16 protein-coding genes are annotated in these 16,928 nt (G+C 42.8%); 7 read left to right on the top strand and 9 right to left on the bottom strand.

Annotated features, from left to right (window positions below; genetic code table 11):
• Positions 1-8 precede the first annotated feature (8 nt).
• Together hslU and HUS61_RS16785 are read left to right on the top strand one after the other, a co-directional pair.
• Entirely contained in the window at positions 9-1,337 is a 1,329-nt protein-coding gene (hslU, locus tag HUS61_RS16790; RefSeq protein ID WP_062566006.1) for an HslU--HslV peptidase ATPase subunit, read from the top strand.
• A 76-nt stretch (positions 1,338-1,413) separates the two neighbouring features.
• A complete protein-coding gene (locus HUS61_RS16785) occupies positions 1,414-1,788 on the top strand; it encodes a gamma-butyrobetaine hydroxylase-like domain-containing protein (protein ID WP_175083219.1) in 375 nt (124 codons plus the stop codon).
• Between the two features lie 117 nt (positions 1,789-1,905).
• On the opposite strand, the gene HUS61_RS16780 is transcribed toward HUS61_RS16785, so the two are convergent.
• The 3 genes from HUS61_RS16780 to HUS61_RS16770 all read right to left on the bottom strand — a co-directional run bounded on the left by HUS61_RS16780 (position 1,906) and on the right by HUS61_RS16770 (position 5,474).
• On the bottom strand, positions 1,906-3,786 hold the full coding sequence (locus HUS61_RS16780; RefSeq protein WP_175083218.1) for a methyl-accepting chemotaxis protein: 1,881 nt from the start codon (positions 3,784-3,786) through the stop codon (positions 1,906-1,908).
• Positions 3,787-3,891: 105 nt separating this feature from the next.
• Positions 3,892-4,941 carry an MJ1255/VC2487 family glycosyltransferase gene (locus tag HUS61_RS16775; RefSeq protein ID WP_175083217.1) on the bottom strand — a complete coding sequence of 350 codons (1,050 nt, stop codon included), beginning with the start codon at positions 4,939-4,941 and terminating at the stop codon, positions 3,892-3,894.
• Positions 4,938-5,474 (bottom strand): phosphatase PAP2 family protein, encoded by a 537-nt coding sequence (locus tag HUS61_RS16770; protein ID WP_058583858.1) that lies wholly within the window; start codon positions 5,472-5,474, stop codon positions 4,938-4,940. The genes HUS61_RS16775 and HUS61_RS16770 overlap by 4 nt, the downstream gene beginning before the upstream one ends.
• A gap of 212 nt (positions 5,475-5,686) precedes the next feature.
• Between HUS61_RS16770 and rraA the strand changes: the two genes are divergently transcribed.
• Together rraA and HUS61_RS16760 are read left to right on the top strand one after the other, a co-directional pair.
• Positions 5,687-6,184: a ribonuclease E activity regulator RraA gene (rraA, locus tag HUS61_RS16765; RefSeq protein ID WP_054552822.1), complete on the top strand. Its 498-nt coding sequence runs from the start codon at positions 5,687-5,689 to the stop codon at positions 6,182-6,184.
• A 5-nt stretch (positions 6,185-6,189) separates the two neighbouring features.
• A complete protein-coding gene (locus HUS61_RS16760) occupies positions 6,190-7,239 on the top strand; it encodes a formimidoylglutamase (protein WP_175083216.1) in 1,050 nt (349 codons plus the stop codon).
• A 247-nt stretch (positions 7,240-7,486) separates the two neighbouring features.
• On the opposite strand, the gene HUS61_RS16755 is transcribed toward HUS61_RS16760, so the two are convergent.
• Together HUS61_RS16755 and hutI are read right to left on the bottom strand one after the other, a co-directional pair.
• Positions 7,487-9,163, bottom strand: a complete 1,677-nt coding sequence (locus HUS61_RS16755; RefSeq protein ID WP_175083245.1) for a GGDEF domain-containing phosphodiesterase — start codon at positions 9,161-9,163, stop codon at positions 7,487-7,489.
• Between the two features lie 121 nt (positions 9,164-9,284).
• Complete coding sequence (hutI, locus tag HUS61_RS16750) at positions 9,285-10,526, bottom strand: imidazolonepropionase (protein WP_175083215.1); 1,242 nt, start codon at positions 10,524-10,526, stop codon at positions 9,285-9,287.
• A 142-nt stretch (positions 10,527-10,668) separates the two neighbouring features.
• On the opposite strand from hutI, the gene hutC reads away from it, so the two are divergent.
• Positions 10,669-11,376 (top strand): histidine utilization repressor, encoded by a 708-nt coding sequence (hutC, locus tag HUS61_RS16745; RefSeq protein ID WP_055021370.1) that lies wholly within the window; start codon positions 10,669-10,671, stop codon positions 11,374-11,376.
• Here the strand turns inward: hutC and HUS61_RS16740 are convergent, their stop codons facing one another.
• The gene (locus HUS61_RS16740) at positions 11,377-12,147 is read right to left on the bottom strand and encodes an NADP-binding protein (protein WP_175083214.1); all 771 of its coding nucleotides are present in this window, start codon (positions 12,145-12,147) and stop codon (positions 11,377-11,379) included.
• Between the two features lie 113 nt (positions 12,148-12,260).
• Between HUS61_RS16740 and HUS61_RS16735 the strand changes: the two genes are divergently transcribed.
• Positions 12,261-14,285, top strand: coding sequence for a methyl-accepting chemotaxis protein (locus tag HUS61_RS16735; protein ID WP_175083213.1), 2,025 nt, complete (start codon positions 12,261-12,263; stop codon positions 14,283-14,285).
• On the opposite strand, the gene HUS61_RS16730 is transcribed toward HUS61_RS16735, so the two are convergent.
• The 3 genes from HUS61_RS16730 to HUS61_RS16720 form a co-directional block, all read right to left on the bottom strand.
• Positions 14,270-14,479: a hypothetical protein gene (locus HUS61_RS16730; RefSeq protein ID WP_130167257.1), complete on the bottom strand. Its 210-nt coding sequence runs from the start codon at positions 14,477-14,479 to the stop codon at positions 14,270-14,272. The genes HUS61_RS16735 and HUS61_RS16730 overlap by 16 nt on opposite strands.
• 253 nt (positions 14,480-14,732) lie before the next feature.
• Positions 14,733-14,891 carry a YqaE/Pmp3 family membrane protein gene (locus HUS61_RS16725; protein WP_064971745.1) on the bottom strand — a complete coding sequence of 53 codons (159 nt, stop codon included), beginning with the start codon at positions 14,889-14,891 and terminating at the stop codon, positions 14,733-14,735.
• Positions 14,892-14,948: 57 nt separating this feature from the next.
• Positions 14,949-15,515, bottom strand: a complete 567-nt coding sequence (locus HUS61_RS16720) for a BON domain-containing protein (protein WP_054563315.1) — start codon at positions 15,513-15,515, stop codon at positions 14,949-14,951.
• Between the two features lie 330 nt (positions 15,516-15,845).
• Between HUS61_RS16720 and HUS61_RS16715 the strand changes: the two genes are divergently transcribed.
• Positions 15,846-16,505 carry a LiaF domain-containing protein gene (locus HUS61_RS16715; protein ID WP_175083212.1) on the top strand — a complete coding sequence of 220 codons (660 nt, stop codon included), beginning with the start codon at positions 15,846-15,848 and terminating at the stop codon, positions 16,503-16,505.
• Positions 16,506-16,928 lie beyond the last annotated feature (423 nt).

The raw sequence follows: 16,928 nt of genomic DNA, 5'->3' as shown, positions 1-16,928 counted from the left end.
GAACTGCCATGTCTGAGATGACGCCAAGAGAAATCGTTCACGAGCTTGATCAACATATTATTGGCCAAGCTAAAGCTAAAAAAGCAGTTTCAATCGCGCTACGTAACCGCTGGCGCCGTATGCAACTGAGCGACGATTTACGCGCAGAAGTAACGCCTAAAAACATTTTAATGATTGGCCCAACAGGTGTGGGTAAAACTGAAATTGCTCGCCGTCTAGCTAAACTTGCTAATGCGCCTTTTATTAAAGTTGAAGCAACAAAGTTCACCGAAGTGGGCTATGTTGGTAAAGAAGTAGAAACGATCATCCGCGATTTAGTTGATATCTCGATTAAAATGACGCGTGAACAGCAAACCAAAAAATTCAAACATCGCGCTGAAGAAGCGGCAGAAGAGCGTATTCTAGATGCCCTTTTACCACCAGCACGCGATACCTTTGGTGAGTCAAAAACAGAAGAGAACTCTTCTACTCGTCAATCTTTCCGTAAAAAATTACGTGAAGGTCAGTTAGACGATAAAGAAATTGATATCGATGTTGCACAAGCTCAGCCAAATGTTGAGATCATGGCTCCTCCTGGTATGGAAGAAATGACCAACCAGCTTCAGAGCATGTTCCAAAATATGGGTGGCGATAAGCGCAGCAAGCGTAAGCTAAAAATCAAAGAAGCATTTAAGCTATTAGTTGAAGAAGAAGCAGCAAAACTTGTTAACCCTGAAGAGTTAAAAGAGCAAGCTATCTTCGCAGTTGAACAAAACGGTATCGTGTTTATCGATGAGATCGATAAAATCTGTAAACGTGGTGAAGCATCTGGCCCAGATGTTAGCCGCGAAGGTGTACAGCGCGACTTACTACCATTAATCGAAGGTTCAACAGTAAGCACTAAACATGGCATGGTTAAAACTGACCACATGTTATTTATCGCATCTGGCGCATTCCAAATGTCTAAACCATCAGACATGATTCCAGAGCTGCAAGGCCGTTTACCAATCCGCGTTGAGCTTGAAGCACTAAGTGCTGATGACTTTAAACGTATCTTAACAGAGCCTCATGCTTCATTAACTGAGCAACAACGTGAGCTGTTAAAAACAGAGCAAGTTGACGTTGAGTTTACTGATGATGCCATTGAACGTATCGCGAAAGCGGCTTGGCAAGTAAATGAGAAAACCGAAAACATCGGTGCCCGTCGCTTGCACACAGTGATGGAAAAACTAATGGAAGAAATTTCATTTGATGCCTCAGAAAAAGCAGGTTCAACACTGACAATTGATGCCAATTACGTTGAGCAGCATTTAGGTGCACTTGTTGAAGATGAAGACTTAAGTCGTTTCATTCTTTAATCAACAAATTAGCGTTATACTAAAAAGCCTCCAGTTGGAGGCTTTTTAGTTTATAAATCGTATATTCGAGGCTCACATGAAAGAAGTCACTAAAGTGCATTATCACAGCGTTAGCAAAGTATTAGATGTTCATTTTGACGATCAGACTATTGCTCAATTTAGTGCTGAATTTTTGCGTGTTCACTCACCTTCTGCTGAAGTACAAGGTCATGGCAATGAACCAATGAAACTCGTACTTAGTAAGCAACAAGTAGGAATTAGCAAGATTGAGCCGGTTGGTCATTATGCGATTCGACTAGTGTTTAGCGATAATCATAATAGCGGTTTATTCAGCTGGCACTATTTAAGTGAGCTGCAAGCTAACCATGATGAGCTTTGGCAGCAATACCAAACAAGAGTCTCTGAACACGAAGCAAGCAAAGACAGCGTGCCTATTAAGTTTGTGCCTTAATACCTATCAAAATGCCTCGATAAAGCACACCCAAACAACAAAAAAGCGCGATGACGACACCGTCACCGCGCTTTTATTTTTCAACAGGCTAATTTATTAAACTTATCGATTGCCTGATTAAACTTTAAACTTATCGATTGCCTGGTAGAGCACACGTGCTTGCTCAGACACCTCTTCGCTGGTTTGCGCATTAGTCGCCGCGTGACCAGATGCCTCTTGAGCAATATCACGAATACGTACCACGTTTTTATTCACCTCAGAAGCCACTTGGCTTTGCTCATCAATTGCGGTGGCAATGTGAGTACTCATATCCATTATGGTTTGTACATCTTCGGTGATTGAGCGTAGTAACTCACCGGCTTTACTTGCCTGTGCTGCACTTTCGCCACCTTGCGTACGACATTGCTGCATAATACTTACCACTTCTTGCGTACGCCCTTGTAAGGTCGAAATAATGCTCTCAATCTCTTGCGTTGAATCTTGGGTACGTTGCGCAAGTGAGCGCACCTCATCTGCTACTACCGCAAAGCCACGGCCTTGTTCACCGGCACGCGCCGCTTCAATGGCGGCATTGAGTGCCAGTAAGTTTGTTTGCTCAGCGATGCCACGAATAACGTCTAGTACAGAGCCAATGGTTTCAGCGTCTTTTTCTAACTGCGACACCACGCTTGACGCATTACCGAGTGAATCAGATAAGTGGTTAATTTGCACCACTGTAGATTCAACCTCAGAACGGCCTTGCTGCGCACTTAAGTTAGTCGACTCAGCTTTTTTCGCTGCGGCTTCAGTATTGTGTGAAATATCTTGAATCGTTGCCTGCATTTCGGTGGCAGCTGTGGCAACCATATCAGCTTCGTGCAGCTGCTCTTGCATACCTGAGCTAGTTGCTGCAGTCGTTTCAGATAAATGTTCTGTTGCCACGTTAAGAGTACTTAGCGCTGTATTTACCTCGTAAATCAGCTTTTTAAAATCACTGATCAAGCTATTAAAGTCGATCGTCATAGTGGTGATTTCGTCTTTACCTGATTGAGTAATCGACATGCTTAAGTCGTTATTGCGACGAATCTCGTTAATCGTGTGGTACACACGTTCGATAGGCTGAATAATTGAGCGGCTAGTAAAGTAAACTAATAACATCACTAAAATGCTCGCAATTATAAACACAAGAATGGCAATCAACTGCGCACTAGCCGCACTCGATTCTACAAACTCTTTTGTTTGTTCTGTAAGCTCCGTAACAATTGCATCACTAAGCTCAACACTGCGCTTCATCTCACCGAGTGCCCCTGATTCTAAATCAAGACCCAGGCTAACTTGTGCATCAACTAAGGCTTTAAATTTACTTTGATAAGTCGCAAGCAAACTAAGCAATTGATTTTCGTAATTTGCATCGAACCCTGCGTTTTTAATCTCTGAGCTAAAACTAGCAACTAAATCATCAAACTTACCCATGTACTTTAAATCAAAGCGCAGCATAAAGTCTTTTTCTGCACGGCGAAGCTGTAGCATTAAAGTTAGTAATTTATAGTTTTCGCGCTCACTTAATAATGTTTCTACTTGATGCACCGCACCACGTAAATCACCATAAAGTGCATCTTTAGGGTGTAAACCTATTTTCTTTTGTAGTACCACAACTTCATTGAAGTCATCGTAATAAGTTTTCGCAAGACGTCTAAATTCATTTAGCTTAGATGAGTCCATCGACAAATCTTTCACTAACTCGTCTAGTCGCGCCATTTTATTTTTTAGCTGCGAATACTCTTTTTCAAAAAGCTCAAGGCTATCGACATCTTTGTAAAACAAAAAGTTTTTTTCATGTTTACGCATCGCAAGTTCATGAATGTCGAGCTCCTCCGCATTTTGAATTGTTTCGTTGAGCTTTAGCATCATGCGCGACTCAAAGATAATTACACACAGCATCACAATCATTGCAAGACCAACAACGAGCGCGTTTAACTGCAAACGTCGCTTTATAGTTAAGTTTTGTAATACATTCATTCAAAGTGCCCTATAGAAACATGCATTTAAAGTATAGCTAAACTATTTAAAGCAGCTAATAAAAAGTGGTTAAACTTGCCGCGCATTTTCCAATATAAGGTACTTTTAAACAATCAGTTTTTGTTCTAAATCAACCTGTTGCCATAGATGTTTATGCAATTTATCCAGCTTTTCCCATTGTTTTTTTTGCAACCAATCAACCAAAGGCGCTGGATCGCTCGGAAAATTGAGTTTTTTGTTCTGTGGCGATTGCAACCAATCATCCATCGCATTGGGGTTTAAATAGCTCATCACATGGGCTGCACCCATCGACAATAGCGTCTGCGCATTAATCCCCTGCTCAAATTGTTTTCCAAGTGGTTTTAGCAATAGCTTTTTACCTAATTGTAACGCTTCACTCGCAAGTTCAAATCCGGCGTTGCCAATTACACCACCAGCATTGGCCAAATCATTTAAAAAGCCAACGCGTGAAGGCGCTCGCAGATGAATATTTCCGATTGAACAGTCCAGGGCATCTGGGTGATAACAGTAAAACTCACGCTCAGGAAAGTCTTTAAGGTAGTCGACCACACTGTCTAGATTCTCAAAAGGTAGATACACCAATACCTTATTTTCGACCATCACCGGGTTATCATGATGATGATTTGCAATAAATGGCGGAATGATGTTTTCTGCATAAGGCTGCCAATGCACTCCTAAATAAACACTCGCTGGCGCATAGTTACGGATCAGGGCACGACGAAAGAAAGCTCGGCCAAACATCGGCACTTTATCAGATAAAAACGCCGCTTGATGGCTCATACCAATAACTGGGATACCTTGCTGTTTAGCAGCCCAAGCGGTAATCGGCTCAAAGTCATTAAACACCAAGTCATAGTGACGTAAATCAAGGTTTTTTATATCTTTAATCAATTGTAGTGGGCGCGCATTCTTTAAAGTTTTAAAGCTATCAACTTGCCCCGATTTGCTGGTAAACGACAAACCTCGAAAAGCTCGGTAGTCGGCAAAGTCATCCATATCAAAGTAGTCTTGCTCTTTACGACCCGAAAACACATAGTCAACATCGACTCCTAATGCTTTAAAGGTCGTTGCCATTACTCGTGCTCGAGTAATATGGCCATTACCCGTACCTTGAATACCGTACAAAATTCTCATATAGATCCCACCACCATTACAGCTAATACTGCACAACTTGAACCCATCACTGCGCCAATCACCACATCAGCAGGGTAATGCACACCAATAATCACTCTAGATGCCGCCACCCCTGATGCCCACATTAGCCACAGCACAGCAAATTCTGGAAAATAGATAGTCAAAATCGTCGCAACCACGAATGCCCCTGCACTATGCCCCGACGGTAAGCTAAATTGGTCGCTCGGCACCAAATACGCGCCTTGCACTAAGCAGTCGCAGGGTCTAACCCGCGCGATGCGCTTTTTAGCTAAAAAGTAAATAGGTCGCTCAATGGCAAAGCCCACCAATATACTCATCGCCAGTTGTTGAAAGTGCAGCTGCTCGGTGAACCACCAAAACCCAAGAAACAACACCACGTAAAGTCCGCCATCGCCGCTTTTCGAAAAGCCAAGCGCTGATCTTCTAAGCCAAATTGGCGAAGCGTCGTTGAATACACTCAAAAACAGCTGTTCATCCACTTTTGCCAATTTAGTAAGTATGTTGTTTGCCATGGTGAGCTCCTTGTCATACTTTGCGTCTAATTTTTATACTCATCTCAGCTTAGGCGCTAAAAATAACAATTAGGTGACGCTTTTGAGACACTAATGTTGCGATGGCGAAATTCCTTTGATTTAAACCAATAATCCGCTATTAAGTCGTTGTTATTGAGTTGTATCAGGGTATACTGAGTACTAAACAGACAGTCTCTTTAGAGGATGAAAAAATGGATTACAGCACTTCTGATTTATGCGACCACTTTGCAGATGTGGTTGATGTGCTCGAACCAATGTTTATCAATTTTGGTGGACGCCCAAGCTTTAGTGGTCGAGTAAAAACCGTTAAATGCTTTGAAAATAACGAGCTGATCCGCGAAATTTTATCAACCGATGGCACCGATAGCGTGTTATTGATTGATGGTGGTGGTTCTACCCGACGCGCCCTGATTGATATTGAGCTGGCTGAAATCGCATTAGAAAACAACTGGCAAGGCATTATCGTTTACGGTGCAATTCGCCATGTTGATGAACTTGAAGAGCTAGACTTAGGCATTCAAGCAATCGCCTCTATTCCTGTTGCTGCCGATAGCGAAGGCGCAGGTGAGGACGGCATTGGCGTTAACTTCGCAGGCGTCTCTTTCTTTGATGACGACTTTGTTTACGCTGATAGCACCGGTATTATATTATCTGCTGAAGAATTAGAGTTAGAAATAATAGAAGACTAATCTCGGTGACAAACTACCTTAAAATTTATGATGAAGCGGCGGTAAAGCACTTATGCGTCCGCCGCGCTAACGAACTTAAAGCTTGGCAAGCCCTTGCCCTTCTCGACACTCAAGTTAACGCCCCACAAGCACTCATCGATGCAAAACACTTCGGTATTCGCTATGTATTAGTTGGCGTATGTGAAGATATTGGCCCTCGCGCTAACTTAGGTAACGGTGGTTCATGGCAAGCGTGGCAAGCATTTTTAAAACGCTTTTTAAACCAAACTCATAACCAGTTTTTAAACCATGAGCGTGTGTTGCTACTCGGCGAAGTTGCCCTTGATGACTTAAACCAACAAGCTGCTGACCTTGATAATAAAAACGACGCTGACTTAGCCAAACTCCGTGAATTATGTGCTGATATAGACACCCGCGTTGAGCAAGTGCTTGCAATGATTTTTGCAGCTGGCCTTGAGCCAATTGTAATCGGTGGCGGCCATAACAACTGCTTAGGTATTTTACGCGCCCTTAGTAAGCAACATGGCAAACCAGTCAACGCTATCAACTTAGACCCTCATGCTGACTTCAGAGAGTGTGAAGGCCGTCATAGCGGTAATGGTTTTAGATATGCGTACAGTGAAAACCACCTTGCTGATTACCATGTGATGGGTTTACACGAATTTAAAAATAACCAAGCGATTATGGATGCCCTGACAAGCGCAAACTTCACGTTTGATAGTTACCAAGATATTCAAGTACGTCGTAAAGTCGATTTATCTTCAGCGTGTCAACACGCATTAGCGCAGTTTGATAATGCACCGCTTGGAGTCGAAGTCGACCTAGACAGCATCTCACTAATGCCGGTTAGTGCATACACTAACTGTGGCTTTAGTGTAAGTGATGCAGAACATTTTGTGCATTTAGCAGCTAGCCAAACAACTGCTCGCTACCTTCACTTATGCGAAGGGGCACCATCACAACACCCAGTAGGCTTAGAAGCAGGTATGAACGACGCCGGCCAAATCATCACCGCCCTAGTGAATGCGTATTTGCAGGCGAGAGAGGCAAGTTAGAAAGAAGCGTGTAACGACTGATTTTTGTGAGGTCGGGACGAACTAAGCGATACCAACACATAGAAGCGGTCAGCTCTCAGCCTTCAGCGGTCAGACGCGCGAAACAAGTTTCACGCCTACCTGTACGACCCTTAAATTGGCAGCAAGATTCGAGATAAAACGCGATGTAACAAGTCAAACTGCTCGCTAACTTTCAATCTGATAGCTGACGGCTGACGGCTGACGGCTGACGGCTGACGGCTTTAACTTACCCCTGATGCTCTAACCGCCACTGTTTTAACCACGACATCATGCCTACGCTGCTAAGCGGGTAATTAAAGTAATAACCCTGGGCGGCGTAGGTGTTCAACGACTTAACAAATTTAAGTTGCTCTAGGGTTTCTACCCCCTCACAAATCACCTTGGCATTATTTTGATTGTGCATATCCACCATGCCAGAAACTAGGCTGCGAACTTGGCTTTGATGAGCAAAATCAGCAGTTAGTGAAGCAGCCACTTTAATGTACTCAACATTAAGATTAGGCAGCTTAGCAAGCCAAATAGGCGTGTCGCCAAAGCCATCAATACACAGCTTAATACCAATACTATTTAGCCTTGCGACCATGGCTTTACCTTGATCATCTAAGCTCATAAATAGATCGAGCGGGCATTCAATGATTAAATCACCCGGCTCTAAACGGTGTTCAGTCATAATGCGGTCAACAAATTCAATGAACTCTTCGTGCAGCATTTCTGGGCCAAACACGTTAATACTGAGTGGTAGTTCAATGCCTTCCATACGCAGTGCCATAGCAAGCTCAGCAGCACGTTCAATAACATATGCTGCCACAGGGTAACTTAGGCCAGCGACACGAATATCATCAATAAATTTGTTAGCCGAAAGAATGCCTTGCTTAGGATGCTGCCAACGTAGCAGCAATTCTAAAAACTCAATTTGCTCGTCGCTATTACGAATAACAGGCTGAAAATAAAGCTCAAGTTCGCTGGCAAAATCTAAGTGAGCTAATTCGCGTAGACGTGCTTGTTGCTCTAGTTGCTCAATCATCATTTGTGGGTGATAAGGCACAATTTCTCGCTCTGGGTTTGAATCAAGGGCAAGGTTGGCAAATGAAATTAAGTTCTCGAAGCTGTACTCTGGTTCGTCACAGTTCACGTAACTGGCGCGCACTTTTACTTCAATCGTACAATTAGCAACGTTGAATGGCTTTAATGTGACTTGCCTAATTTGGCTGATCAGCTGCTCATGAAGGTGCTTTTGCTCTTCAAGAGAGCAAATAAACGCAAAGTTTAAGCCCCCTAAATGCGCTAATTTTTCAGTATTTGCGGTGTTACTTACCATACTCAGCACGGCATCAACACTGAGTTGCTGTTTAATACGTGTGGCCGATTGCGCTAATAATAAATCACCAAAGTCACGACCAATATGCTGGTTAACATCGTTAAAACCTTCAAGGCGGATCATCACTAGTGCGCAGTTTGCTGAGTGCTCTTCAGTCCATGCAACAAAGCTATTTCTAAGTGCATTACGGTCTGGTAAACCAGTCAGTGGAGCAGCATCTAAGTCATCGTTATGGAGCGGTTCTACTTCAACCTGCTCATCTTCTTCGGGCTCTTCGTAATTAAAAAACCCTGAAATAGATAAAATAACTACCGAGAAAACAAGCCAATATAAGGCTGTGTCGAGTAATAGATGGGCTGAGTATAAAACCGCGAACGAAATTGCGGCAGAGACACTCAATATTATGGCAAGCCAATTAGTGGTGCGAAATGCTTGCCATAAATGAAAACATAAAGCTAAAGCAAGTAAGATCACCAGCCATGGTAATCCTAAGCTTAAAATAGCTAAACCTAGTACGCCATTAACGACTAGGCTTAGTCTTAAAATAGGGTTTTGGGTTACGCATAGGGCACAGATCATTGCCATAAAAACGCTACCAGCTAAAAACACTGGCACTACATCACTTGTTAAATTTACGAGTTGCGTGCTACTACTCGCTAAACTAAAAATCAATGACATGTAATCCAAACTGCGTAATAAAACTTATCTAACTAAGTCTACCCAAAATCCACAGATTTAACAGTTTATTTACGCCGAATTGGTAACTTAATTGTGCCGGGTGGGATATTTGCCAATGAGCAATATCAGCTCGAGCCCCCACTTTTAGCACGCCACGATCGTCAAGACCTAACGCACCTGCAGCGTTTCGTGTTACACCAGCTAATGCTTGCTCTGGTGTCATACGGAAAATAGTGCATGCCATATTCATCATTAAGTGCAATGAACATAATGGTGAAGTTCCAGGGTTGAAGTCAGTTGAAATAGCAATCGGAACTTGGTACTGCTGCAGTAGTTCGATTGGCGGGTATTTTGTTTCGCGTAAAAAGTAAAATGCACCTGGCAATAATACCGCTGCAGTGCCCGCTTTGGCCATTGCTTGAATGCCTGCTTCATCTAAGTGTTCAATATGATCCGCCGATAAGCCATTAAATTCTGCAACGAGCTCTGCACCATGTTGATTAGATAGCTGCTCAGCGTGCAACTTAACCGGTAAGTTGTGCTTTTTAGCCGCTTCAAAAACGCGACGAGTTTGCTCGTTGCTAAAGCCTACGTTTTCACAAAAAGCATCAACGGCATCAGCTAAATCAGCTTCAACAACACGGTCAAGCATCTCACCGCAAACCAAATCAATGTACTCATCACTACGGCCTTTATATTCAGGCGGTAATGCATGAGCACCTAAAAACGTGGTTTTAACATCAACCGGGTGGTTCTCACCAAGTAAACGAGCTACTTCGAGAAGTTTAATTTCATTTTCGCAATCAAGACCATAGCCAGATTTAACCTCGACAGTCGTCACGCCTTCTGCGTATAACGCATTTAAACGCTCTTTAGCACTAACAAACAGTGTTTCGTGGTCGGCTTCGCGAGTTGCACGTACGGTGCTTGCAATACCGCCACCGTTTGCAGCGATTTGTTCGTAGCTAACACCTTGCAAACGCTGCTCGAATTCTTCTGCGCGGCTACCGGCAAACACTAAGTGAGTGTGACAATCAATCAACCCAGGTGTTAACCACTGACCTTTTGCAGATACAGTTGGCGTTGCTAATGCATCAAACTCAGGTAAATCGGTTTGCGCACCTAACCAGGCAATTTTGCCATCTTTAACGGCAATCGCTGCATTTTCAATGGCGCCGTATGGTGCATCAACAGCAGGATCCATTGTGGCGATATTGGCATCTGTGATCAGTAAATCCCAGAGCGCTTGAGCATTGTTGGTTGTGTGCATTTTTCACCTATCTTGATGCTTGCTAAAGGCTCAGTATGAGCCTAAATTTAAATTTGCTTAAAGTTTATCAACTCATCTTGTATATACAAGAAAATTATGCCACCCTGTAACACACTGTTAACTTATAAATAATCTTTTCATAATGAGCGTCCCTAAGTTTGCGCAAATAAAAGAATTCATTCTGGAAAATATTCAATCGGGAGAATGGCAAGAAAACGACCGTGTCCCTTCAGAAAACGAACTCACCAGTCAATTTCAAGTTAGCCGCATGACAGCTAGGCGTGCACTCAGTGAGTTAACCGATGCCGGTATCTTAACCCGCAGCCAAGGGCAAGGTACTTTTGTTGCCAGCTTCAAATCACAATCTTCGTTACTAGAAATCAAAAACATTGCCGATGAAGTTAAAGCGCGCAACAGCAATTACAGTTGTACGATTTTAGTGATGGAATCAATCAGCGCTATTGCCCCAATCGCGATTGCTTTGGGTGTCGAGGTCGACAGCCATGTTTATCGAAGTGTGATTGTGCACAATGAGAACGAGCAACCTTTGCAAGTTGAGGAGCGTTTTGTGAACCCTGCTCTTGCTAAAGACTACTTACAACAAGATTTTCACAGCCTAACACCCCATGAATACTTATCGCAAAATGCCCCGCTTACCGAGGCTCGTCATACGGTTGAAGCGATTATGCCCAATCAAGAAATGTGTGAATGGCTCAACCTGTACAACGAAGAGCCATGCTTACAAGTGATCCGCCGAACGTGGTCATCGCAAGGCATTGTAAGCTTTGCGCGCTTAGTCTCACCGGGCAGTAAATACCGACTGGGCGGCCACCTAACTTTTAAAAAATAACTAAATAGGCGCTTGATAACGAAAATTCAGTGACTCAATCGCCGAGCCATCAATGAGACGCTCGCCTTTATCATGGCTAGTAAATGTCGGTGGCTGATTACCCTGCTCAGCGCATTTTTGTTGGTAGTAATCTGCTTTTGTAGGATGCGACGGATTGACCACATTATAAATGCTGCTCGCGCTTGACCAGTTTCCAATTACAGAAAAAATCGCCGCTATCACATCTTGCTGCTGTACCATATTTACCACTTGCTGACTTGAGCTAGACAGTTCTTTACCTGCAACAAACTTACCTGGGTCGCGCCCAGGGCCAACAAGGCCCGCTAAACGCAATACTTTACCACCGGCATTTAGCACTAACTGCTCAGCATCAAATAGCAGTTGCTGGCGCGCTGATTGGCAATTAATTGTTGTGCTTTCGTCGTAATGACCATTGTCAGTTGGGTAAACACCCGTCGAAGAACATAAAATAAAGCCTTTGCAATTTAGTTGCTTGGCAAGCTCAAGCCCTGCTTGCAAAGTAGCTAAATAATTACTTTCTGAGCTGCGACTACGCGGTGGAATTGCACACACCCACCATGCATCTTCAAGTGAAACATCGTGTTTAAGCACTGTACCTTCAAGCGCAAACTGGCGCTGAAAGTCATGTTCGTGCTCGCTACTACGGTGTGTACCCTGCACTTGCCATGCTAATTTTTTTGCCTCAACACAAAGCGCACTACCAAGCCAACCTGCACCTAAAACGACTAGTTTATTATTTTCATCACTCATTTATCCAACAACCTCATAGTATTTATTATTAACGTTCGCTTAACGGTATAGCGATTTGGGTGCAAATATGATTAGATAGATAACTCTACCCGATAATAAAAACACGTGCACCTATGTTAAATAACCTCTCTTTACGTAAAAAAATATTACTACTCATCGGCGGGACGATAAGTGTACTACTGATCATCGCGTCTAGTTTTTTTGTTAGCCATATTGCAGACCTATCGCGCCAAGCTATTCAACGCGAAGCCGACAGCTATTTACAAAGTGAGCGACTTTCAATGCAAGGTTACTTTGCCAAATACGGTAAAGTGGTTCAAACCTTCATTACAAATCCGCATTTAGTGAATTGGTTCGACAATTGGACTGAACGTGATCAAAGTCTTGATAACCAACCTGGATACGACAGCGTTAATCAAGATTTTGTGCGTATCAGTGGCAACGATGACAACATCTTATCTGCCTTCTTTGCATCTGCAACAACAGGTGAGTACTTCAAAGAAAACGAGCGAACCACTCATTATAATGGCCAACCTTACTACGCTTACAAACGTGGTTGGTGGCAAGATGCTTTAAAGATCAACAAACTCTATGTAGGTCCTATTTCTGTGGATTTAACCACAGGTAATGCCTCTGCAGTTGTACAACAGCCTGTTTATAAACAAAACAAACTAATAGGCTTTGGTGGTGTTGATTTACAGCTAAATAATATCAACGACATGGTTGAAGAAATTCGCTTTAATGGCCAAGGCTTTGGTTTCTTACTTGATGGCAATCAAAAGGTTGTGCACTTATCTAAGCGCACTGGCCACAAGCTATCTGTGACTGACGAAGGTCCGAATGGCAAAGAAGGCTTAGATGCCCTCGAAAAACAATTTAGCGACACATCAGGCTTTAGCGAATTAAACCGCGCGATGAAAAGCCAAAAAGATGGCAGCAGCTTTGTTACTTTCAAAGGTGAGCAATATTACGTTGTATACAACCGCCTTGAGCTAGAAACCCCTTACCTTGATTGGTACGTGGGTATTTTAATTCCAACAAGTATGATTGATGAGCCAGTAAATGATGCAGTGATGACAACCACAACCTCAGTGATCATCATTCTTGCGATTATCATTGCGATGATCTTCTGGGCCACGCAAATGATCACCAAGCCGCTGACTAAACTGACTTACATTATGCGTGATATCGCATCAGGTGATGGCGATTTAACACAGAAAATCGAAATCAAGAGTAATGATGAAGTGGGCCAACTTGCTCATCACATGAATACCTTCATCGATAAGCTACGTGCAATGATGCTTAATACTGCTGCGCAGGCCGAGCAACTTAGCCAAGCTGCAAGCCAGTTAAAAATTGTATCGCAAAAAACTAACGATGAAATTCAGCAAGAAAAGCAACAAGTTGATAGTGTAAGTGCGGCAGTAACCGAAATGGCGTCTACAGTGATGGAAATCTCGCGCAATGCCCAGCACACCAATAATGCCGCTGAAGAAGTGCAAACCATTACCGTTGACGGTACGAAGCGTTCTACTCAAGCTCAGTCAGTCATGACCGCTCTTGCAAGCCATATTGGTGAAGCGTCTAAAGTGGTTGCGGGTCTTGAGCAAGAAAGTGGCAACATTGGCGCGGTAGTTGATGTTATCAACTCAATAGCAGAGCAAACCAACTTACTCGCACTAAACGCGGCGATAGAAGCAGCCCGTGCTGGCGAGCAAGGTCGAGGCTTCGCTGTTGTTGCTGATGAAGTTCGTTCACTGGCAAGCAGAACGCAAGAATCAACAGATGATATTCGCAACATGATCAGCCGTTTACAGCAAATTGCCCAACAAGCATCGACTATGATGCAACAAGGTCAAGAGCGTGCTGAAGGCTCAGTTGAGCAAACACAAATTGTATTGCAAGCTCTACAAGATATCGCCCAATCTGTGACAAATGTGCAAGATCAAAGTCATCAAATTGCGACTTCGACAGAGCAGCAAACTGTGGTTGCAGAAGATATTAACAATAGCTTGGCAGCGATTAATCACTTAGTGAATAGCACTGCGGATCATGCCCATGAATTGGCGGATGAAGCACGTGATTTGAATGAATTGGCAGCCGCTTTAAATAAGACGGTGAATCAATTTAAGTTATAAAGATAAATTGCTGAAGTAGTTAAAAACCCGATGTCACCTGAAGATGACATCGGGTTTTTATCGTCAGCCTTCCCTGTTAGTCGTGGCGCAACCGCTTTCGCGTGTTCCATAAATTCGTGCCACTGTTGCTTGTTCCATAAAGCAACTCCTTTGTCGGTCAATCCTTGTATTGGTTGCGTTTGTACTTGTTCCATATAGTCTCCTCCTTACGCTAGCTTCATCCTGTTTGGCTCCTGCCTAAGCTTATTCCTTGCTATCATCTCCATTCACTTTATCCATAAAGCGTTGCCATTGTGCGCTACTCCATAACGCCTTGTTACTTCCTTGTTGTCCTTTGTGCGTAGTTACATTATCCATACTGTAAACTCCTTGCGGTTTATCGTCCGTTACTCCTACAGCAACTCCTTGCTGTGCTCCATTACCCATCCTTGTAGATTAATGCGGTGATTATCGCTTAGCGATGATATACACAGCATGAATCAAACCTGGAATGTACCCTAATAAGGTTAAAAGAATATTAATCCAGAACTGCGCACCTAAACCTACCTGTAAAAATACGCCGAGAGGTGGAATTAAAACCGATAAAATAATACGTATTAAATCCATGACTCACTCCTTGAAAAAGATAAGCCCAGCCAAAGCTGGGCTATATTGGGCTTGCTATTATTCAGCAACAATCGTTAATTCATCGATTACTTTGCGAACATCTTCAGCATTTTCAGCAATGCTAACCGCTAATTGCTTTTCTGCATCAGACTCAACAGTACCTTTTAGTGTTACCACACCCATGTCGGTATCAACATCGATGTCTGTACCACCTACTTCTGAGTTAAATAAATAACGTGTCGTGATTACAGTACTGATTTTTGCGTCGGTTAAGTCGCTTTCTGCTGAATCAGCTTTGTCTGATTTCATGTGCTTAGCTTTCATGTTTTTAACAACAGTTAGTTTGTTATCAACAGAGCTAACACCGTCTAGGCTAAGAACTAGCTCTTCAGCAAGCTCTTTATCTAATTCGCTATCAACTTTACCTGTAAGTACAACCTTGCCATTCGTTACATCAGTGTTGATGTCAAAGTTGTTAAGGTTTGTGTTCATAAGAAGCACAGTTTCTGCCTTACCATCAATCCAAGCATCTTTACTTTCATTTTCCCAGCTGCTTGCCTGAGCTGACATGCTAGTTGCACCAATTACTAAAGCGGCAATCATAGATTTGTTAAAAGTGTTCATAATCTTTCTCCTTTTGATTAAAGACACTTTTACTAATGCGACTATAATGCCAACTATTTATTTGTTTATTTTCAGCAAGTTAACCAGTCATTCAGCGCCTATTTATATTCATTTAGGTAAAGATTTACAAGCTGCTCGGTAAGAAGTTCACGATGTTGCAAAAATAACCATTTAGTTGCTGATTTTATTAATCTGTGGTTAATTTAACGAAGTTGCTTATTAGCACAAAAACACAAACCATTGATTTATATGAAAATAAATTTTGGCCTAAGCCTTGCTTCGTTATTAATAACTAAAAAATCACCTTTAAAATCACAACAGGGAACTACCATGGCCGTTAAACTTGAAGATCGCCCAATCGATCAAGTAAGAGAAGAAGTCATTGATCAACTCATTTATAACTACAGTCATGCTGTTATTTCAGCCGAAGCATTCGAACGCCGCCTAGACCAGGCAATGGCAGCCACCAGCAACGAAGTACTGGTTGAACTAGTTACTGATTTAGATCTGAAGGCAGATATTGATTACAAATCGCATAAGCATGCGCAATTTAAACCTCACTACAGCCACAGCAGCGACAACGAAAGCCTGCAGCTTAGGAGTATTTTGGGTTCAAATGAGCGCAGCGGCCAATGGGTAGTACCAAAAGAAATTCACCTAACAAACTGCCTAGGTTCAATCGAACTCGACTTTAGCGAAGCAATTTTCCAACATCAGCATGTCACCATTTACGTGAACTGTATTTTAGGTAACGACGAAATCTACGTGCCAGAACATGTAAATGTGGTATCTAAATTATTTAGCGTGATTGGCAGCGTAGAGAATAAATCAGTTGCCTTAAATAAAGGCCAAGGCCCAACCATCACTATTGAAGGTAATGTATGGCTAGGCTCAGTCGAGATTTCGGTTAAACGTACCATGAAAGAAAAGTTCATCAGCTTTGCCAACAGCCTAAAAGCCAGTTGGAAAGAGATGAATAAAGTGCGGTAAAAGTTGCTAGGTGCGAATTGCGAGATGCGAGGTGCGAGATGCGATTATGTTAGTGTAGGTCGTCATTTATGGCGACAAGATATTGCATACGTTTCATCAATGACGCGCTAAAGCACGACCTACAAGAATGCGCGCGAAATAAATTTCACGCCTACATCAAACGTGGGAACGGCTTTAGCCGTGAATAAAATAAAGCTGTTCGGCGTTAATACGCCTCCTACACCGTAGGCGTCACGCTTGCTTGGCGCGTCTTACATACAACACCATTTCATCAACCTATGCCTGACCCATAAACAACACAGCTCGGCTCAAAACTGACAGCTGAAAGCTGACGGCTCCTTAAATTTTCGGCACTAAAGTACCTTATATGGACTCCTCCTATTGCACAATACTCTTCGTTAATTTTGTCAGACTGCGTACTTA

The sequence above is a fragment of the Pseudoalteromonas sp. 0802 genome (assembly GCF_013350085.1).
GTDB lineage: Bacteria > Pseudomonadota > Gammaproteobacteria > Enterobacterales > Alteromonadaceae > Pseudoalteromonas.
This window is presented reverse-complemented; position numbering and strand designations above follow the sequence as displayed.

Bases quoted from the DNA above. Each gene is read 5' to 3' on its own strand.
- hslU (WP_062566006.1), top strand. From the start codon at position 9: ATGTCTGAGATGACGCCAAGAGAAATCGTTCACGAGCTTGATCAACAT.
- HUS61_RS16785 (WP_175083219.1), top strand. From the start codon at position 1,414: ATGAAAGAAGTCACTAAAGTGCATTATCACAGCGTTAGCAAAGTATTA.
- HUS61_RS16780 (WP_175083218.1), bottom strand. From the start codon at position 3,786: ATGAATGTATTACAAAACTTAACTATAAAGCGACGTTTGCAGTTAAAC.
- HUS61_RS16775 (WP_175083217.1), bottom strand. From the start codon at position 4,941: ATGAGAATTTTGTACGGTATTCAAGGTACGGGTAATGGCCATATTACT.
- HUS61_RS16770 (WP_058583858.1), bottom strand. From the start codon at position 5,474: ATGGCAAACAACATACTTACTAAATTGGCAAAAGTGGATGAACAGCTG.
- rraA (WP_054552822.1), top strand. From the start codon at position 5,687: ATGGATTACAGCACTTCTGATTTATGCGACCACTTTGCAGATGTGGTT.
- HUS61_RS16755 (WP_175083245.1), bottom strand. From the start codon at position 9,163: ATGGCAATGATCTGTGCCCTATGCGTAACCCAAAACCCTATTTTAAGA.
- hutI (WP_175083215.1), bottom strand. From the start codon at position 10,526: ATGCACACAACCAACAATGCTCAAGCGCTCTGGGATTTACTGATCACA.
- hutC (WP_055021370.1), top strand. From the start codon at position 10,669: ATGAGCGTCCCTAAGTTTGCGCAAATAAAAGAATTCATTCTGGAAAAT.
- HUS61_RS16740 (WP_175083214.1), bottom strand. From the start codon at position 12,147: ATGAGTGATGAAAATAATAAACTAGTCGTTTTAGGTGCAGGTTGGCTT.
- HUS61_RS16735 (WP_175083213.1), top strand. From the start codon at position 12,261: ATGTTAAATAACCTCTCTTTACGTAAAAAAATATTACTACTCATCGGC.
- HUS61_RS16730 (WP_130167257.1), bottom strand. From the start codon at position 14,479: ATGGAACAAGTACAAACGCAACCAATACAAGGATTGACCGACAAAGGA.
- HUS61_RS16725 (WP_064971745.1), bottom strand. From the start codon at position 14,891: ATGGATTTAATACGTATTATTTTATCGGTTTTAATTCCACCTCTCGGC.
- HUS61_RS16720 (WP_054563315.1), bottom strand. From the start codon at position 15,515: ATGAACACTTTTAACAAATCTATGATTGCCGCTTTAGTAATTGGTGCA.
- HUS61_RS16715 (WP_175083212.1), top strand. From the start codon at position 15,846: ATGGCCGTTAAACTTGAAGATCGCCCAATCGATCAAGTAAGAGAAGAA.